The organism is Arthrobacter sp. T572 (assembly GCF_056780115.1).
The window spans coordinates 3,030,100-3,047,336 of record NZ_JBRAZQ010000002.1; the positions used below are offsets into that span (position 1 = coordinate 3,030,100).

A 17,237-nucleotide genomic window follows, 5' to 3' on the forward strand; every position below is an offset into this window, starting at 1 on the left:
ACGGTCCTTTCAGAGCCAATGCCCGCGAAGCTTACGCCTCGGTGAGAACCTTGGTGACGTTCGGGTCAACGGTGATGCCCGGGCCGAACGTGGTGGCAACGGTGGCCTTCTGGATGTAGCGGCCCTTGGAAGCGGACGGCTTGAGGCGAAGAACCTCTTCCAGAGCTGCTGCGTAGTTCTCAGCCAGCTTGACGGCGTCGAAGGAAACCTTGCCGATGATGAAGTGCAGGTTCGAGTGCTTGTCGACGCGGAAGTCGATCTTGCCGCCCTTGATGTCGTTGACAGCCTTGGTGACATCCGGGGTAACCGTACCGGTCTTCGGGTTCGGCATGAGGTTACGCGGGCCGAGGACCTTACCGAGGCGGCCAACCTTGCCCATGAGGTCAGGGGTGGCAACGGCGGCGTCGAAGTCGGTCCAGCCGCCGGCGATCTTTTCGATCAGGTCGTCGGAACCAACGAAGTCGGCACCGGCTGCGATTGCTGCTTCAGCCTTGTCACCGGTTGCGAAAACCAGGACGCGGGCGGTCTTGCCCGTGCCGTGGGGGAGGTTGACCGTGCCGCGGACCATCTGGTCAGCCTTGCGGGGGTCAACGCCGAGGCGGAAAGCGACCTCAACCGTTGCGTCGAACTTGGACGGGTTGATTTCCTTTGCCAGGCTGATGGCCTCGAACGGGGCGTAGACCTTGTCTGCCTCGATCTTGGCTACGGCTGCCTCATATGCTTTGCTGCGCTTTGCCATGCTGCTTGTTTCTCCTTGTGCAGTTGTGGTCTGCGGACCGCGCTGGGCCCTGCCACAGTCGTGGATCCGGCAAGGATCCTGCGACATTTCAATGTTTCAGTTGCCGGTTGCCCGGCGGGTGAAAGCTGTATTAGCCCTCTACGGTGATGCCCATGGAACGGGCGGTGCCGGCGATGATCTTGGCAGCTGCCGCGACATCGTTGGCGTTGAGGTCTTCCATCTTGGTGGTGGCGATTTCCTCAACCTGTGCCTGGGTCAGCTTGGCAACCTTGACGGTGTGCGGGGTAGCCGAACCCTTGGTAACGCCTGCGGCCTTCTTGATGAGCTCTGCAGCCGGCGGGGTCTTGGTGATGAAGGTGAAGGAGCGGTCTTCGTAGACCGTGATTTCCACCGGGATAACGTTTCCGCGCTGGGATTCCGTTGCAGCGTTGTACGCCTTGCAGAATTCCATGATGTTGACACCGTGCTGGCCAAGCGCAGGACCGATCGGCGGGGCCGGGTTGGCGGCACCTGCCTGGATCTGCAGCTTGATGAGGCCGGTGACCTTCTTCTTGGGAGCCAATGTAGGGTCCTTCTCTCAATAGCTTCCTGGAACACCGGAGCGCGTCCCAGGTTGGTGGCCGCCATGGCAAGGCGGCCGGCCGCTTCCGGACCGCTAAGCAGGCGGCCGGGAGCGAAATCTTGGAATCAACTAGATCTTGGTGACCTGGTTGAAAGCGAGCGTAACCGGAGTTTCGCGCTCGAAGATCGAGACCAGGACAACCAGGGTCTGGGACTCCGGCTTGATCTCGGAGATGGTGGCAGGAAGGGTCTCGAACGGGCCTTCCTTGACGATGACGGACTCGCCGACTTCGAAGTCCACGGCCACGGGAGCCTGGGCCTGCTTGTTGACGGGCTTGCCCTTCTCCGTCTGCTCTTCTTCGAAGACCGGGGCGAGCATGGAGAAGACTTCATCCAGGCGCAGCGGCACGGGATTGTGGGCGTTGCCCACGAAGCCGGTGACACCCGGGGTGTGGCGGACCGCGCCCCAGGAAGCGTCGGTCAGGTCCATGCGGACCAGCACGTAACCGGGGATGCGCACGCGGTTGATGACCTTGCGCTGCGCGTTCTTGATCTCGACGACCTCTTCCATGGGCACCTGGATTTCGAAGATGTAATCTTCCATGTCCAGGGTCTGGATGCGGGTCTCGAGGTTTGCCTTGACACGGTTTTCGTAGCCGGCGTAGGAGTGGATGACGTACCAGTCACCTTCCTGGCGGCGCAGCTTTGCCTTGAATTCCTCGGCAGGGTCAACCGGAGCCGCGGCGGCGGCAGCAGCCAAGGCGTCGGTTTCGTCGTCGCCTGACGCGTCATCAGAGCCGGACTCATCATCAGACTCGGCGTCTACGTCGGACTCGAAGTCATCCTCGGCGTCGACGTCGGCAGATTCGGGCGCAGCAGAATCGAACCCGGACTCCTCCGCAGCCTCAGCTGCAGAGTCCTTGGCTTCTTCCAGCTCAGCCTCGTTTACCTCGAGCTCCTGCTCAGACACTTGGTCTCCTGCTTCCTCATTGCCTAACATGCCTATTTAAATGGCTCAATTCCGCAAACCCCGCAAAATCCCTCAGATTCCAAGGATTTCCGCGCAGTCTGCGGACAGCTCCGCTTAGTTGTCCGTAACGCCCGTACCACCGAAGATCGCGTTGACCGCCGAGCCGAAAGCGAGGTCCAGCAACGTGACGATGAGCATCATGATGGCTACGAACACCAGGACCACCAGCGTGTAGTTGATCAGTTCCTTGCGCGTGGGAGCGACGACCTTCTTCAGTTCGCCGATGACCTGGCGGACAAAAAGGGCGATACGGGCAAAGAAGCCGGCATCGGCTTTCCTGGCGGGACGACGGCCCTTGGAGCTGCTGGCAGCTGTTTCCGTCACCTGGTCCTCACTCACCTTGCAAAGTCGTGTGCCCGGCCCTGATCAGAGCCATGGTTGCTGCGCTGGTCCCGGTGTTTCCACCGGAACAGCTTGCGCAGGGCAGACAGGACTCGAACCTGCAACCTGCGGTTTTGGAGACCGCTGCGCTACCAATTGCGCCACTACCCTATGGATCGAATCCATGTTTCAGGCCGCACTCAGCCTGCGGTGCTTTTCAACACCGGTGAACCAGTCTACGCAAGAATCCTGCGATAGTCGAACCGGCCCGATTCCGGACCTTCCGGCCGCTCCCGGAAACATGTGAGCAGCAACATCAGTCACAATATCCAGCGGGCGCCCGGGAGCTCCGCAGAACAGCATAAGGTAGTTTACGTCGAATCCCATCATCCAGCCCACGAGCTGCCTGCGAAGAACGGTATTTAGATGTCTGCCGGAACACCTGCCGCCCGCATTTCACAACGAATTTCCGCAATTGCCGAATCCGCCACCCTTGCCGTTGACGCCAAGGCCAAGGCACTGAAGGCCGCGGGGCGCCCCGTGATTGGTTTCGGTGCCGGCGAGCCCGACTTCCCGACCCCCGACTACATTGTCAAGGCGGCCATCGAGGCAGCCGGCCAGCCCAAGTATCACCGCTACTCCCCCGCCGGCGGCCTCCCGGAGCTGAAGAAAGCCATCGCGGAAAAGACCCTGCGGGACTCCGGCTACAAGGTCGATCCGTCGCAGGTACTGGTGACCAACGGCGGCAAGCAGGCCGTCTACAACACCTTTGCCACGCTGGTCGATCCAGGCGATGAGGTCATCATCCCCACGCCGTTCTGGACCACCTACCCTGAGGCCATCCGCTTGGCCGGCGGCGTTCCCGTAGAGGTCTTCGCCGGGCCGGAGCAGGGCTACCTGGTGACCGTGGAGCAGCTTGAGGCTGCAGTGACGGACAAGACCAAGATCCTGCTGTTCGTCTCGCCGTCAAACCCAACGGGCGCCGTCTACAGCCCGGAACAGGTTGCCGAGATCGGCAAGTGGGCCGCGTCCAAGGGCCTGTGGGTGGTCACGGACGAAATCTACGAGCACCTCACCTACGACGGTGTCGAGTTCACCTCGATCGCCACGGCCGCGCCGGAACTCGGCGACAAGGTGGTCATCCTCAACGGTGTCGCCAAGACCTACGCCATGACCGGCTGGCGCGTGGGCTGGATGATCGGCCCGGCCGACGTCATCAAGGCCGCCACCAACCTCCAGTCGCACGCCACCTCCAACGTCTCCAACATCATGCAGGTGGCCGCTGCCGCCGCCCTCACGGGCCCGCTGACCGCCGTCGACGAGATGAAGGTGGCTTTCGAACGCCGCAGGAAGGCGATTGTCGCCGGACTTAACGCGATTGACGGCGTGGAATGCCCGACGCCGACCGGCGCCTTCTACGTGTACGCGGATGTCCGCGGACTGCTGGGGAAGGAATTCGAGACCGCCAACGGCCCGGTTCGACCGTCGACGTCGGCGGAACTGGCCGCCCTCATCCTCGACGAGGTTGAGGTGGCCGTTGTTCCCGGCGAGGCGTTCGGCCCCTCCGGCTACGTCCGCCTTTCCTACGCGTTGGGCGATGACGACCTCGCCGAAGGCGTCCGCCGCATCCAGGAGTTCCTCGGCAAGGCCAAGTAGCCCGTCGCCAGAGAAACGCTCTTTCACCGCTTGGTGAGAGAGCGTTTCTCTTTTAAGGGCTATCGGTGAGAGAGGGACGCCGGAAAGGGGGCTATCGGTGAGAGAGCTTCGGAAGGGGTTAGAGGAGGCGGCGTTCGGCGGCCCACTTGGTGAGTTCGTGGCGGCTGGAGAGCTGGAGCTTGCGGAGGACCGCGGACACATGGGTTTCCACGGTCTTGATGGAAATAAAGAGTTCCTTGGCCACTTCCTTGTAGCTGTAGCCGCGGGCGATGAGCCGCATGACTTCGAGTTCCCGGGCGGAGAGCTTGTCCAGCTCGTCGTCCGCGATGTCGGCCGGCGCCGTCCCGAAGGCGTCCAGCACGAATCCCGCGAGCCGTGGCGAGAACACGGCGTCGCCGTCGGCAACTCGGATGACGGCGTCGGAGATTTCGGCGCCGGAAATGGTCTTGGTCACATACCCCCGGGCGCCGGCACGGATCACGGCCACTACGTCCTCGGCGGCATCCGAGACGCTCAGGGCCAGGAAGCTGGTGGTACCCAGCAGCGCGGCGGAACCTCCGATGACTTCGCGGCCTCCTCCACCGAGGCCCCCGGGCAGGTGGACATCCAGGAGGACAACTTCCGGTCGGGTTTGGGCGATGACCGCAATGGCCTGTTCCACTGTCCCGGCCTCCCCCACTACGTCCATCCTCGCGTCGAGGTCGGCTTTGAGCCCGGAGCGGAAGATCGTGTGGTCATCCACGATCACCACCCGGACGCGTCGTGACGTGGTGGGGGCGGTGGTGTTGTTCATTACCTGGTTTCTCCGTTCCGGACTTCGGCGGGTTCGGCATCGCTTGCCGGCAGTGCCAGCCGGACTTCCGTGCCGTCGCTGCTGCTGTTGATCACCGCGGTGCCGCCGTGGCGTTTCATGCGGCCGATGATGGATTCCCTGACCCCCAAGCGGTCATCGGGGACAGCCTCCGGATCGAATCCCGGCCCCCGGTCCTTGATGAAGACGTCCGTTCCCGCCGCTGTGCTTTCCACATATACGGAGACGGTTCCGCCGGCATGCCGGGCCGCGTTCAGCATGGCTTCCCTGGCCGCCTGCACCAGGGCTTCGTGCCGTTCCGTCATGGCGGCCTCCCCGACTGACACCACCTCCACGGCATGCCCGTGGTCGTCCTCCACCTCAGCGGCCACCGCCTTGATACGGTCCCCCAACAGGCCGGATTCCTTGGCGTTGTCGCTGAAGAGCCAGGACCGCAGCTCGCGTTCCTGTGCCCTGGCCAGGCGGACAACGTCCTGCTCCGACCCGGCACGGCGCTGGATCAACGCCAACGTCTGCAGCACGGAGTCGTGAAGATGCGCAGCGATCTCCGCCCGTTCCGTTTCCCTGATCCTGCCTGCGCGTTCCGTTTCGAGGTCTTTCCAGAACTTCAGGCCCCACGGCAGCAGGACCAGTGCGACACCGCCGAGCACGGCCACGGAAGCCAGCAGCGCCAGCCACGTCTGTTCCCAGGAACCCGATCCGGACACCATGACCAGCACTCCCGCCACGACGAGTGCCAGGCCGGCTGCCAGCCGTACCCAACCCCCGGCCTGGTCCGCTTTGGTTTTGTCCACGAGGCCCGCCCTGCGGGTCTCGTCCAGCTGCATCCACGCAATGGCTGCGCCACCCAGGATCGCCGCCGCAGGAATCAGGGTGCCCAGCGGAACATCGGCCCCCAGTTGGCGGGCGATCAAAATGGCGGCGACGAGCAACAACCCCGCGCCGAGCAGGATTTCCTTGCCGTACTGGATCTTCCGGAAGCTGAACCATGCAGCACCCGGTCCCGTCCCGCCGGTTGAAGGCTGGTCGGAGCCGTTCATGCCGGTTACCCCCGCAGCTCCCGGAGCGCCGCCGGACTGGAAGGTCCCCGGCCCCACGCCGGCACCAACCGCCGGTGCGCGGGTACCCGCAGGTGAGGGTCCGGCGTCGGGAGCTGTTGTTCCCGCCGCAGCCGGGAAGCTCACCGCGGGAGCAATGGGCGACGCCGGACGCCGGGCTTTGCGCCGCGCGTCTTCATCCGCGGTGGGAACCATGGTCCACAGCCACGCGTAGAAGGCCACACCTGCGCCACCGGCAAGGCACGCAAGGACCATGGCCACCCGCACGTTTTTGACAGGCAGGTTCAGGTGGGCCGCCAGTCCGCTGCAGACGCCGGCAATCATGCGGTCGCTGCTGCGGACCAGCGGCGGGCGCAGCAGAGCGGTAGTCATGTACCAATCCAAGCACGGATCAGGGGTGCCCGGAGCGGGTTCGGGTCTTCTTGGGGGTTCGCTCAGGGGTCGTTCAGGGTATCCCCCAGTAGAGCGCAGGTGCGCACCAGCGGCAGGATCGAGGTATGAACGCGAACAGCATGAATCCCGAGGACTCCGGGGCGGCCGGTCAGGCCGGTCCCTCAGCCAGCAGCGCCTCCGCCGGCAGTGCTTCCACCGGCCCCTCCGCCGGCAGTGCTTCCACCGGCCCCTCGGTCGGAACGTCCGGCGCTTCTTCCGCCGGTGCCACCGGCGAAACCGGCAGCAGCTCGTGGCAGCAGGCCGGTCCGGCCACCCAGCAGAACTTCTACGACTGGATCCGCAGCCAAGGAGTCCGCCGGGGACCGGACCGGTGGATAGGCGGTGTCGCCAGTGGCGTGGCACATCGCTTCGGCATTGATCCGCTGATAGTCCGGGGCATCTTCATTGTCCTGGCCCTGTTTGCAGGCGTCGGCGTCCTCCTCTACGGCATCGCCTGGGCCTTGCTCCCGGAACCCGATGGCCGTATCCACGTGCAGGAAGCCGCCGCGGGCCGGTGGTCGGGCGGCATGACGGGAGCACTGATCACCTCGATCATCGGGCTTCCGAGCCTGGGCCGCGGTTTCTGGGGCTGGGGCTGGGACGGCCTGCCCGGCCTGTTCTGGACCCTCTTCTGGGTCGGTGGCATCAGCTACCTCATCTACTACCTTGTTCAGCGCAACAAAACCCGGAAGGGTGTCCCACCCATGAACCAACAGCACTATGCGGCTCCCGCGGGAGGCGCTGCCGTCTACGGCGACCCCATGGCAGCGAACACCACCGCTTCCGGCACCAACGCGGGCGTCCCGGTGTACGGTGACACCTCCGATCGCGGCGCAACAGGCGCATCTGGTTCCTACGGCCAATCCGGTTCCTACGGTCCCGGCTCGTACGGTCCCGGCGCGTCCGGGCCAGGTCCCTACGGCCCTTCCGGACCCCGCCCACCGCAGGGTCCCACCCCACCCATGGGTCCAACACCCCCGTATGGCCAGGCCAAAGCTCCCGGGGCAAAGCGCAAGGGCCCCGGTCCGGCAACGGTGGCAGTGACCGCCGGCGCGGCCCTGCTGGCCGGCGGAACCGTGAAGCTGCTTGATGCAGGAAATGTGATCGACCTCGGCAACTCGACCAATGCGGTGGTCTGGGCGACAGGCGCTGCAGTCCTCGGTCTGGGCATCCTGATCGCCGGCCTGCGTGGACGGACCTCGGGGTTCCTCGGTTTCATGGCCATCGTGGCCCTGGTCATCGGCGGCATCTTCAACGTGGTGCCCCGCAACGGTGACCGCTTCACTTTCGACGACGTGAACTGGACGCCGGTGAGCATCGAACAGGCCCTCCAAGGCATCGACGTAACAGGTGCGCAGGGTCGTGTGGACCTCACCGACATCAACATCACTCCGCCGCTGACCACGGAAGTAGTCATTCCCGTGGACGCCACCGCCAGCAACGTCACGGTGGTCATTCCTGACAACGTGCCGGTGGAGGTCCGTGCGGACATGACGTTCGGCAACCTCAATGAACGCGGCTCGGACCGCGGCGGCCGCCTCCATGATGAACGGACCATGTACAACGCGGACAAGCCAGGTGCCAACCTCGTGGTGGATATCGATGGAACGTTCAGCAACGTGACCATCCAGGAAGGAAACTGACATGAGCACCACCGACCCCAAGGAAACCAACCCCACGGAGTCCATCCCGGCAGGCGCCAGCCCGACCGAACCGTTGTCCAAGCCCCGGCTCCAGCAGATTCCCCTGACGCCCCATCTGGAGCGCAGCGTAGCGGAAGCAGCACCCAGCCAGGCCGACCCGGACGACGAACCCCGACAGGCCCGGATCGGCACGGTGGTGTGGGGCTTGATCGTGGTCGCCCTTGCGGCACTTTTGGTCATCTCGACGCTCGGCTGGGTGGTCCTGGACGGAACGTATGTCCTGATCGGCCTCATGATCGGCGCCGGGGCCGCCCTAGTGGTGGGCGGCCTGCTGGCCGCCGGCCGAAGTTCCAGGAAAACCCCGCGCACCAAGTGACAAAGCAACGTCAACAAGGAAGTGTGTAGCCATGGACAAGTTCTTCAACATCGTCAGGGGCCTCGGCCTGAAGCGTGGACCGCAACGTTGGCTGGGCGGCGTATGCGGCGGCATTGCCGCGAAGCTCAAGGTTGATGTCGCCTATGTCCGGGTAGCTTTCCTGCTCTTCTGCCTCCTGCCGGGACCCGCCGTCGTGTTCTACATCCTGGCCTGGCTGATCCTGCCGGACCAAGGCAACAAGATCCCCTTGGAATCGTTCCTCCGGCAGCGCTCCCGCTAGGACGCAACGCACAGAACCTGCCCTGGCAAGGACGAGGACTCCGCAGCACTGCGGAGCGTTGTCCTTTGTTTTTCGGCGACGTTTCCACTACCGCACCCGTGGACCACCGGTAACTATTTGTGTCCCACCCCACATCCACGTCTACAATCGTTGGGAGCTCAGCGTGGCGCTCTGCACGTATTCCTCCAAGCCATGAGTGAGCAAACATGAAAATTGGCATTCTTACCAGCGGCGGCGACTGCCCCGGCCTCAACGCTGTCATCCGCGGAGCAGTCCTCAAAGGCATCGCCATCCACGGCCAGAATTTCGTGGGCTTCCGCGATGGCTGGCGGGGTGTGGTTGAAGGTGATGTGATCGACATCCCCCGCACCATGGTTCGAGGCATCGCGAAGCAGGGCGGCACCATCCTGGGCACCTCCCGGACCAACCCCTTTGAAAACGGCGGAGGACCGGAGGCCATCAAGGCACACATGGACCGGCTGGGCATTGATGCCATCATCGCGATCGGCGGCGAAGGCACCCTGGCCGCTGCCAAGCGCCTCACCGACGCCGGCCTGAAGATCGTCGGAGTTCCCAAGACCGTGGACAACGACCTTGACGCGACGGACTACACCTTCGGCTTCGATACCGCGGTGGAAATTGCCACCGAAGCCATCGACCGGCTCCGGACCACCGGCGAATCACACCACCGCTGCATGATTGCCGAGGTCATGGGCCGCCACGTCGGCTGGATCGCCCTCCACTCCGGCATGGCCTCGGGCGCCCACGCCATCCTGATTCCGGAACAGAAGGTCAGCATCGAGCAGATCGCCGAATGGGTCCAGGAAGCCCATGACCGTGGCCGTGCTCCCTTGGTGGTAGTGGCCGAAGGCTTCGTGCCGGAGCACATGGAGTCGCCCCATTCCGAACGCGGGCTGGATACGTTCGGACGTCCGCGCCTGGGCGGCATCGCAGACCAGCTCGCTCCTGAAATCGAAGCCCGAACGGGTATCGAAACCCGTGCCACCATCCTCGGACACATCCAACGCGGCGGCGTGCCTACCGCCTACGACCGCGTCCTGGCCACGCGGCTCGGCATGGCTGCCATCGACTCCGTGGTGGACGGCCGCTGGGGCACCATGGTGGCCCTGAAGGGTACCGACATCTCCCACGTCGGATTCGAGGAGGCCCTGGGCAAGCTCAAGACAGTGCCGCAGCACCGGTACGACGAAGCGGCGGTGTTGTTCGGCTAGTCGGCTAGGCTGAATCCATGACTCTCGAGCCCACGTCCGCTGCCATCGTCCAGCTGGCGTGGGCTCGTCATCTAGGGCTCGACGACGACGCTTTCGCCACCGCTGCTGCGCGGATCGCCGCCTCCGCGGCGGATCCGGGCGACCCCGTCCACAGGATCACCCACGCCGACGAATCGGCGCGGGCCGTGGTCTTCCTCCGGCTCTTTGGGGTCTCTGTGTTGGTTGGCCCGCAGTGGGCCCTGGACGCTGCGGCCGGACTTCCGGACACGGAACTGGCCCAGCATGTCACCCTGCTGACCCTCACCCGCTCCCACGGCGGGCACGGGCTGGGGTCCTCAGCACTGTTCTTCGCCGATGACCTGCCGCTGAAACAGCCCGCCGAAGACCTCACGGTCTCGCGCGGCAACCCTGAGGTCATCGGGCTCGAATCCCTCTGCCCGCCGGACGACGTCAATGAAGTGGGATTGCAGCACCTGGACCACCGGTTCACCATCATGCATCCGGAGGAACAGCAGGCCACGCCCGTCGCGTGCGGCGCCTACGCCGAGTGGGAAAACCTGCTGGCCACCATGGGGGTCCTGGTGGCACCACCCTGGCGCCGGCGTGGCCTTGGCACCCTCGCTGCATCCATCGCCGCCCATGAAGCCCTGGCCACAGGTTTGACCCTGCAGTGGAAAGCGGATGTCAGCAACAGCAGCGCGCTCGCGATGGCCCGCAGCCTTGGCTTTGCCACGGGCGGGCTGCACGCAAGCGTACTGCTGGGTTGAATCCCTAGCTCCTGACTTCGGCGTCCTCCGGCGCCGGCTTCGAGCTCCAGCCGTCCACGGACTTCGGCTTGGCAAAGAACAACGCCACGGCTGCGCCCAGCAGGATCGTGCAGGCGGGCAGGAAGATTGACTGGGCCATCGCCGTCGAGAACCCTGCGTGCAGCGCCTCCGGCAAGGAACCGGTCATGGACGCTTCCCCCACGGGCCCGCTGCCGGCTGCTGCCGGCAGTTCAGCTGCGAGACGGGCCTGGATCAGGGCGGCGATGGCTGCCGATCCCAGCACCGCTCCAATCTGGCGGGTGGTATTGAACACCCCGGAACCGGCCCCTGCCTGGCGCGGAGCCAGGTTGCGCGTGGTCGCGTTGGACACGGGCCCCCAGATGAAGGCATTGGCAACGCCTTGCAGGGCGCTGGGCAGGAGGAACATCCAGATCGGGGTGTCGGGCTGGAGCAATGTTGCGGTCCAGAGGAGGGCCGCGGCAAGGCAGACCAGGCCGAAGGAGGCGAACCATCGCGGGTTGGCCCGGTCGATCAGCTTCCCCACGAACGGAGCCAGCCCGCCGGAGATGACGGCCATGGGGATCATCAGCAGGGCCGACTGGGTAGGTGTCAGCCCACGCACCACCTGGTAGTAGAAGATCGTGGGCAAAGGGAAGGCCGTGACAGTGAGACCCACGGTCATGATGGTGGTGTTGCCCAGGGAGAAATTGCGGTCCTTGAAGAGTCCCAGCGGGAGCAGTGGTTCCCCGCCGCGGCGCTCCAGCAGCCACTGCCAGGCGACGAAGCCCACCAGGACCACCAGTCCGGCGATGATCAGGCCCCACACCGTAACGGGCCCGGTGACCGTCCCCCACTGATAGGTCTGGCCCTCCTGGATGCCGAACACCAGGAGGAACATCCCGACGGCGGAAAGCACCACGCCCGGCACGTCGAACCTGTGGTTGTGGGTTTCGAGCCTGGGAACGAACCTGCTCACCATGATGAAGGCGACGATTCCGATGGGAACGTTGACGAAGAAGATCCATTCCCAGCCCAGGCCGTCCACCAGCACTCCGCCCAGGATCGGGCCCACGAGGACTGCCATGCCCGCCGTGGCACCCCAAAGCCCCATGGCGGCCCCGCGGCGGTCCGGCGGGAAGATCCGGGTGATGACGGCCATGGTCTGCGGGGTCATCATGGCTGCTCCCAGGCCCTGCACAGCCCTGGCCGCGATCAGCATGCCCACGTCGCCGGAGAGTCCGCACCACAGGGACGCCAGCGTGAAGACCACCAGGCCGATCAGGTAAAGGTTCTTGGGGCCAAAACGGTCACCCAGCCTGCCGGTGATGAGCAGCGGCACGGCGTAGGCCAGCAGGTAGGCGCTGGTCACCCAGATGACGGCGTTGATGTCCGTGTCCAGTCCCTCCATGATCCGGGGATTTGCCACCGACACGATGGTGGTGTCGATCAGGATCATGAAGAACCCGATGACAAGCGACCACAGTGCGGGCCACGGCTTAGCTACTTTTTCCAAGGGGTTCCTTTGGCTCAAGTGATGGTTTGGGAGGCAGCGGATCGCCCCAGGGCAGCTCTCCGCTGCGCAAGTCCGCCAGGAGGCCGCGGATCCACGCGATCTCGGTCCGGCGTAGTGCTTGTTGATAGCCCAGGTCCAGCCAGTATTTGCGCTCCACGCCTTTGGCTGTGGCCTCGGATTCCGCGTGCACCAGGAAATCCAGGTCCGCCTGCAGTGCGGCCAGTCGCTCTTCGAGCAATCCGGCCACCATCCCTGCCGGCAGGTGGTGGGCTTCGGCGATGGCATGGGGAAACACCGGGTACTCGTTGGCGGGCGTGGACAGCATCGCCTTCAGCCGGGCGTCGAGGGCCTCATGGCCGGCGGCCGTGATCCGGTACGTGGTCCGTTCCGGTCGGTTGCCTTCACGTCCGGTGCCCACTGCTTCCACCAGTGCCTGCTCCTCCAGCCGCCCCACCGCGTGGTAGAGCGTGCCGGGCCGGACCTTGACCAAGCGGTCCTCATGCCGGGCCATCAGCAGTTGGTACATCTCATAGGGGTGCATTGGCCCTTCTGCAAGGAGGGCCAATGACGCCACACCCAGGGGTGTGAGGTCAGTTGATGGGGGCATGTCACGAACGTCCTCGAATACGAATATTCCACAACAACTATTCCACGTGGAATATCAGGGGACAAGAAAAGCCCGGCTGTTGTGACCATCTCCACAACAACCGGGCTTCAGCGGTCCGCCTATCCCAGCAGGGCCTGGATCTCGGTACGGGCAAACATGGCCGCAGCATCGCGCGCGGTGGGCGTACCGGCGTCGGGGTCCGCTCCGGCGTCCAGCAGCACCCGCGCAACTGACGTATATCCCTTGAAGACCGCCCCGGCAAGGGGCGTCTGCCCGCGGTCGTTGGCCGCGTTGACGTCGGCACCGTGGTGCACCATCAGCTGCACCGTTTCCTCGTGCCCGTGGTAGGCAGCCAACATCAGGAGGGAGTCCCCGGACGCGTTGGTCAGCGTGGCCGGGGCGCCGGCGTTGAGGTAGCTCCGCAACAGCTCCGTATTGCCCTCCCGGGCGGCATCGAAGAGAGCGTGGGCAAGGGCCAGGGTCTCGTCGTCGGCTTCATTGCCTGCGGCGGGGCCTGTGGAGTGGTTCATCGATGTGGTCCCTTCAGGAATCCGGTCTGGCGTCCGACCACCTGGCCGGCGTCGGGGGCAACAATCACTTCCTGGGCCGCGACATAAGGTTCTTCGCCGTCCATCACCGTGAGGGTCTCCCCTGCCGGAACGGAACGCTTGATGACCGCGAGGGCCACCGGCCCCATCTCGAAGTGCTGCGCCACAGATGTCAGGGTACCTACCTTGCGTTCACCGGCAAATACGACACTTCCGACCGCCGGGAGCGTGTGCTGCGAACCGTCCAGCTGGAGGAACACCAGCCGCCGGGGCGGATGACCGAGGTTGTGGACGCGGGCAATGGTTTCCTGGCCCTTGTAGCATCCCTTGTTCAGGTGCACGGACGTGCGGATGAGGTCGAGCTCGTGGGGAATGGTCTTGTCATCCGTTTCGGCTCCGAGCCGCGGACGCCAGGCGGCGATGCGCAGGGCGTCGGCAGCCATGGCTCCGGCCAGGGGCAGACCTTCAACGGAGCTTTCCAACTCCGCAGCCGGAAGGAGGTACTCGAACCAAGGGCGCTCCCGGCCGGGGTGGTCCTCCTCGGGGACCGAACTGTAGGAATAGCCTCCCGGACCCACGTGCGGCCAGGGATCCTCCCACACCAGGCGACCGGCGAACTGTTCCACGGGCTTGGTTGCGCCCACGACCGCCCATTGGCCCGATGCATCCTCGATCTCCACGCGGAGCATGAACTTCATCTTGTTCAGCCATTCGGCCAAGGGTGCCGCCTCGGCTGCTTCCACGATCAACCAGGTGGTGGCGCCGTCGTCGATCACACGGGCATCGAACTCGATCCGGCCCTGGACACTGAGCAGCAGCAGTTCGCTGGCCACGTTGGGCTGCAGGTTGGTGACCTGTTGGGAGGACAGGGTGTTGAGCCAGCTGAGCCTGTCCGGGCCGCTGACCGTCACCACGCCGCGGTGGGACAAATCCACGACGGCGGTCCCGCCCGCCAGGGCGCGCTGCTCACGCAACGGCTCCCCGTAGTGGGCTGCGACGCCGGCATCCAGGCCGGTGTCCTCAACTGCGCCAGGGCGCGACAACAGAGGGCTCTTGTGGGTCATATGTAGTAGAAGTCCTTGAGGCTGCGGGGTATTCCCTGCGGATGGGCAGGGTTCAGCGGTATTCGGGGTTTTCAAAGTCGAAGCGGGTGCCGGCTTTCCATTCCTCCGGCAGGTTGCCATAAGCCGGAATGCCATCGGCTTCCTTCAGGAGCCGGGCCATGTGGAGCAGGTTCCACGTCATGAACGTGGTGTTCCTGTTGGTGAAGTCGCTCTCCGGCCCGCCCGATCCTTCATCCAGATAGCTGGGTCCGGGACCCACGGGGCCGATCCAGCCGGCGTCGGCTTGGGGCGGGATGGTGAACCCGATGTGCTGGAGGCTGTACAGCACATTCATGGAACAGTGCTTGATGCCGTCCTCATTGCCGGTGATCAAGCAGCCGCCCACCTTCGGATAAAACGCCCACTGGCCCTTGCTGTTCAATTCACCGGAATGGGCATACAGGCGCTCGATGAGCTTCTTGGTCTGCGAGGAGTTGTCACCCAGCCAGATGGGCCCCGCCACCACTACGATGTCGGCCTCGGCAACCGTGGGGTAGATCGCGGGCCACTCGTCCTTCTGCCACCCGTGCTCCCGCATGTCCGGATAGACGCCGCTGGCGATGTCATGGTCCACCGTACGGATCAGGGTGGTGCTGACCCCTTGCTTTTCCATGATGTCCCGGCTGATCCGGATCAGGCCGTCCGTGTTGCTCAGCTGCGGCGATGGCTTCAGGGTGCCGTTGAAGAACACGGCTTTGAGGCCTTCGTATCCACCGGGTTTGCGACTCTGGTTCACGTGCTGCTCCCTTGCTGTTTTCAGGTGGAACTTCAGTGAGCCCCCCGTGCCAGCAGGGCCGTGAACGGGTCAGGACACCTTGTGCAGGAATGCCGAAGCGTGGGCTTCCAGTGCCTTGCCGCTGGCGGCGACATCCCACCGCCACAGGAGGTTGCCGTCAACCAGCCCGAAGATCCGGGTGGCTGCGGTGTATTCCTTGGAGTGGCTGCCGCGCATCACCATATCCGTGCTCAAGTGGATTTGCGGGCCCTTGATCTGGCCGTAATAGAGCTCGGTGATGCCGCCGGGGTGTGCGATGGACACCGACAGATCGAAGCCGCCGTCCTTATTGCGGCGTTCCTCAACCTCATCTGCCGTCTTGAGCACCGGAACGATGTCCGCGGGCACGAGGCCGGGGCCGCCGTCGCCCTCCTGCTGCTTGCGCTCCAGCGCCCAGAAACCCAACTCGACGCTGAGCGGACGCAACTTTGCGCCGGCGTCGTCGCTGAGCCAGGTTTCGGCACGGTACTGCAGGTAGGGCAGTCCGTTGTGGGTGAAGGAGACGTGCTGGACAAAATGCTCGGAACCCTCGTCACCGGTACCAAGGCGGCCGCGGCCTTCCCACTCACCAATGAGCCAGGAAAGCGGGACGAGCTCGGGAGTCAGGTCCGTGGGGATCTCAATAGGCACAACAACAACCTCTGGTGGACTGCCGGGTCAGAAGCTTACTTCTGGCCCTTGAACAGACGGTAGACGACGAAACCTGCGAACCAGGCCATGGCGATGCTCGCCAGGCCAAGGAGGACAAGGAAGAAGATTTCAAATGCGAGAACAGACATAGAGCCATCCTAACCGTTAGTAGATGAGTAGTTTGTCTATGAAGTACGCGATGGCCCCCACCGCCCAGACGGGAGCAACACCCATTCCGGCGGAGGCCAACGCGTTCAGGCGGCCCCGCCTCAGCGTCGCCATGCGGCGGAAGCAGACCAGGACGGAACCCACCACGACACCCACCAGGGCTGCCGGCACCACGGCGATGTCGGAAAAAACCAGTCCGGCCAAGGGAGCCATGAGCCCGGCCGCGACCACGCCGATGGGTGCAACGATCCGGTCCGGCCACCGGATGATGCCCACCAGCAATGCGGCGGCGGCACTCAGTCCTGCCACCAGCACCATTTCCTTCACGCCGTTGAACCGGGCTCCGGCAATCCATCCGGCACCAAGGCAGTTCAACAGGACGCCGGCGCAGCAGCCGAGCGTCGATTCAAGGCGTTGGGCCTGGCCCGTGCCACGGACCAACTGGATCACGAAGACGGCCATGACGCCCAGGGCAATACAGGCAGGTGTCCCGTCAAGGAATCCAGGCGCCGTCATGTAAGCGGCAGAGACCGCTGATCCGGCACCGGCCAGGGCAATAACGGAAGCCAGGGTCTTCTTGGCGGGAATGGCGAGGAAATGGGGCCAGCCGATGCCCACGACGGCCGAGGCGGCAATGCCGACGCCAACCATGGCTTCCCGGGAAACGAAGGTGCTGGCCACGATGGCTGCGAGTGCCACGAGTCCGAATACCCCGATGCTCCAAGACTTCACTGCGTGCCGACCTCAATTCGATGCGCCTTACGACCTCTCGTCAATCCTGCCTCATGGCGCACAAATATGTCGCAATTGCCGGTGCTGACCGTCACGAATCCCTGACGGCGCGGGGCCGGGTGGGTATACTCAAACTTCAACGGCGCGCTGTTTACGCCCTCATCCCGTTACAACGGGCAGGGAGCCGGCACGCAGCCGTGACCGGCCGGTGAGACTCCGGTTTCGACGCCCGATGATGCGCGTACCGCCCATTGG

The 17,237-nt window shown here is 64.5% G+C and carries 19 protein-coding genes and 1 tRNA gene; 6 read left to right on the forward strand and 14 right to left on the reverse strand.

The genetic code is table 11. The features are described 5' to 3' along the window. Positions 1 to 31: 31 nt before the first annotated feature. The 5 genes from rplA to ACUYMZ_RS15255 form a co-directional block, all read right to left on the reverse strand. Entirely contained in the window at positions 32 to 739 is a 708-nt protein-coding gene (gene rplA / locus ACUYMZ_RS15235; protein ID WP_347108088.1) for a 50S ribosomal protein L1, read from the reverse strand. Between the two features lie 130 nt (positions 740 to 869). Further along, entirely contained in the window at positions 870 to 1,301 is a 432-nt protein-coding gene (rplK, locus tag ACUYMZ_RS15240) for a 50S ribosomal protein L11 (RefSeq protein ID WP_481604215.1), read from the reverse strand. A 129-nt stretch (positions 1,302 to 1,430) separates the two neighbouring features. Next, the gene (gene nusG, locus ACUYMZ_RS15245) at positions 1,431 to 2,270 is read right to left on the reverse strand and encodes a transcription termination/antitermination protein NusG (protein WP_442422999.1); all 840 of its coding nucleotides are present in this window, start codon (positions 2,268 to 2,270) and stop codon (positions 1,431 to 1,433) included. 114 nt (positions 2,271 to 2,384) lie between these two features. Beyond that, a complete protein-coding gene (gene secE, locus ACUYMZ_RS15250; RefSeq protein WP_426003661.1) occupies positions 2,385 to 2,669 on the reverse strand; it encodes a preprotein translocase subunit SecE in 285 nt (94 codons plus the stop codon). Positions 2,670 to 2,749: 80 nt separating this feature from the next. Continuing rightward, a tRNA-Trp gene (locus ACUYMZ_RS15255) sits at positions 2,750 to 2,822 on the reverse strand. 255 nt (positions 2,823 to 3,077) lie between these two features. Between ACUYMZ_RS15255 and ACUYMZ_RS15260 the strand changes: the two genes are divergently transcribed. Further along, the gene (locus tag ACUYMZ_RS15260) at positions 3,078 to 4,307 is read left to right on the forward strand and encodes a pyridoxal phosphate-dependent aminotransferase (protein ID WP_481604218.1); all 1,230 of its coding nucleotides are present in this window, start codon (positions 3,078 to 3,080) and stop codon (positions 4,305 to 4,307) included. 118 nt (positions 4,308 to 4,425) lie between these two features. On the opposite strand, the gene ACUYMZ_RS15265 is transcribed toward ACUYMZ_RS15260, so the two are convergent. Together ACUYMZ_RS15265 and ACUYMZ_RS15270 are read right to left on the reverse strand one after the other, a co-directional pair. Beyond that, on the reverse strand, positions 4,426 to 5,100 hold the full coding sequence (locus ACUYMZ_RS15265; protein ID WP_426003663.1) for a LuxR C-terminal-related transcriptional regulator: 675 nt from the start codon (positions 5,098 to 5,100) through the stop codon (positions 4,426 to 4,428). Next, positions 5,100 to 6,548, reverse strand: coding sequence for an ATP-binding protein (locus ACUYMZ_RS15270; protein WP_481604220.1), 1,449 nt, complete (start codon positions 6,546 to 6,548; stop codon positions 5,100 to 5,102). Before ACUYMZ_RS15270 ends, ACUYMZ_RS15265 begins: the two co-directional genes overlap by 1 nt. A 125-nt stretch (positions 6,549 to 6,673) precedes the next feature. Here ACUYMZ_RS15270 and ACUYMZ_RS15275 point away from each other — a divergent pair, with 125 nt between their 5' ends. From ACUYMZ_RS15275 to ACUYMZ_RS15295, 5 genes are all read left to right on the forward strand, one after another. Further along, positions 6,674 to 8,251 (forward strand): PspC domain-containing protein, encoded by a 1,578-nt coding sequence (locus ACUYMZ_RS15275; RefSeq protein ID WP_481604222.1) that lies wholly within the window; start codon positions 6,674 to 6,676, stop codon positions 8,249 to 8,251. Between the two features lies 1 nt (position 8,252). Next, positions 8,253 to 8,627, forward strand: a complete 375-nt coding sequence (locus tag ACUYMZ_RS15280) for a hypothetical protein (RefSeq protein WP_426003668.1) — start codon at positions 8,253 to 8,255, stop codon at positions 8,625 to 8,627. A 31-nt stretch (positions 8,628 to 8,658) separates the two neighbouring features. Further along, positions 8,659 to 8,907: a PspC domain-containing protein gene (locus ACUYMZ_RS15285; RefSeq protein ID WP_481604224.1), complete on the forward strand. Its 249-nt coding sequence runs from the start codon at positions 8,659 to 8,661 to the stop codon at positions 8,905 to 8,907. Positions 8,908 to 9,113: 206 nt separating this feature from the next. Further along, on the forward strand, positions 9,114 to 10,139 hold the full coding sequence (locus ACUYMZ_RS15290; RefSeq protein ID WP_426003671.1) for a 6-phosphofructokinase: 1,026 nt from the start codon (positions 9,114 to 9,116) through the stop codon (positions 10,137 to 10,139). A 17-nt stretch (positions 10,140 to 10,156) separates the two neighbouring features. Beyond that, on the forward strand, positions 10,157 to 10,906 hold the full coding sequence (locus tag ACUYMZ_RS15295; protein ID WP_426003672.1) for a GNAT family N-acetyltransferase: 750 nt from the start codon (positions 10,157 to 10,159) through the stop codon (positions 10,904 to 10,906). Between the two features lie 4 nt (positions 10,907 to 10,910). Here the strand turns inward: ACUYMZ_RS15295 and ACUYMZ_RS15300 are convergent, their stop codons facing one another. The 7 genes from ACUYMZ_RS15300 to ACUYMZ_RS15330 all read right to left on the reverse strand — a co-directional run bounded on the left by ACUYMZ_RS15300 (position 10,911) and on the right by ACUYMZ_RS15330 (position 16,982). Continuing rightward, positions 10,911 to 12,419, reverse strand: a complete 1,509-nt coding sequence (locus tag ACUYMZ_RS15300; RefSeq protein ID WP_481604227.1) for a DHA2 family efflux MFS transporter permease subunit — start codon at positions 12,417 to 12,419, stop codon at positions 10,911 to 10,913. Further along, positions 12,403 to 13,026: a PadR family transcriptional regulator gene (locus tag ACUYMZ_RS15305; protein WP_481604229.1), complete on the reverse strand. Its 624-nt coding sequence runs from the start codon at positions 13,024 to 13,026 to the stop codon at positions 12,403 to 12,405. The genes ACUYMZ_RS15300 and ACUYMZ_RS15305 overlap by 17 nt, the downstream gene beginning before the upstream one ends. A gap of 119 nt (positions 13,027 to 13,145) precedes the next feature. Next, positions 13,146 to 13,556 (reverse strand): ankyrin repeat domain-containing protein, encoded by a 411-nt coding sequence (locus ACUYMZ_RS15310; protein WP_481604231.1) that lies wholly within the window; start codon positions 13,554 to 13,556, stop codon positions 13,146 to 13,148. Beyond that, positions 13,553 to 14,638: a CAF17-like 4Fe-4S cluster assembly/insertion protein YgfZ gene (gene ygfZ, locus ACUYMZ_RS15315; protein ID WP_426003678.1), complete on the reverse strand. Its 1,086-nt coding sequence runs from the start codon at positions 14,636 to 14,638 to the stop codon at positions 13,553 to 13,555. The genes ACUYMZ_RS15310 and ygfZ overlap by 4 nt, the downstream gene beginning before the upstream one ends. A 52-nt stretch (positions 14,639 to 14,690) precedes the next feature. Next, a complete protein-coding gene (locus ACUYMZ_RS15320) occupies positions 14,691 to 15,413 on the reverse strand; it encodes a flavodoxin family protein (RefSeq protein ID WP_481604233.1) in 723 nt (240 codons plus the stop codon). A gap of 69 nt (positions 15,414 to 15,482) precedes the next feature. Further along, positions 15,483 to 16,082, reverse strand: coding sequence for a nitrobindin family protein (locus tag ACUYMZ_RS15325; RefSeq protein WP_442422992.1), 600 nt, complete (start codon positions 16,080 to 16,082; stop codon positions 15,483 to 15,485). 165 nt (positions 16,083 to 16,247) lie between these two features. After that, on the reverse strand, positions 16,248 to 16,982 hold the full coding sequence (locus tag ACUYMZ_RS15330) for a permease (protein WP_426003681.1): 735 nt from the start codon (positions 16,980 to 16,982) through the stop codon (positions 16,248 to 16,250). Positions 16,983 to 17,237: the final 255 nt, after the last annotated feature.

What these genes read in the sequence shown, in the direction of transcription:
- rplA (WP_347108088.1), bottom strand. Translation starts at nt 739, where the DNA reads ATGGCAAAGCGCAGCAAAGCATATGAGGCAGCCGTAGCCAAGATCGAG.
- ACUYMZ_RS15260 (WP_481604218.1), top strand. Translation starts at nt 3,078, where the DNA reads ATGTCTGCCGGAACACCTGCCGCCCGCATTTCACAACGAATTTCCGCA.
- ACUYMZ_RS15265 (WP_426003663.1), bottom strand. Translation starts at nt 5,100, where the DNA reads ATGAACAACACCACCGCCCCCACCACGTCACGACGCGTCCGGGTGGTG.
- ACUYMZ_RS15270 (WP_481604220.1), bottom strand. Translation starts at nt 6,548, where the DNA reads ATGACTACCGCTCTGCTGCGCCCGCCGCTGGTCCGCAGCAGCGACCGC.
- ACUYMZ_RS15275 (WP_481604222.1), top strand. Translation starts at nt 6,674, where the DNA reads ATGAACGCGAACAGCATGAATCCCGAGGACTCCGGGGCGGCCGGTCAG.
- ACUYMZ_RS15280 (WP_426003668.1), top strand. Translation starts at nt 8,253, where the DNA reads ATGAGCACCACCGACCCCAAGGAAACCAACCCCACGGAGTCCATCCCG.
- ACUYMZ_RS15285 (WP_481604224.1), top strand. Translation starts at nt 8,659, where the DNA reads ATGGACAAGTTCTTCAACATCGTCAGGGGCCTCGGCCTGAAGCGTGGA.
- ACUYMZ_RS15290 (WP_426003671.1), top strand. Translation starts at nt 9,114, where the DNA reads ATGAAAATTGGCATTCTTACCAGCGGCGGCGACTGCCCCGGCCTCAAC.
- ACUYMZ_RS15295 (WP_426003672.1), top strand. Translation starts at nt 10,157, where the DNA reads ATGACTCTCGAGCCCACGTCCGCTGCCATCGTCCAGCTGGCGTGGGCT.
- ACUYMZ_RS15305 (WP_481604229.1), bottom strand. Translation starts at nt 13,026, where the DNA reads ATGCCCCCATCAACTGACCTCACACCCCTGGGTGTGGCGTCATTGGCC.
- ACUYMZ_RS15310 (WP_481604231.1), bottom strand. Translation starts at nt 13,556, where the DNA reads ATGAACCACTCCACAGGCCCCGCCGCAGGCAATGAAGCCGACGACGAG.
- ygfZ (WP_426003678.1), bottom strand. Translation starts at nt 14,638, where the DNA reads ATGACCCACAAGAGCCCTCTGTTGTCGCGCCCTGGCGCAGTTGAGGAC.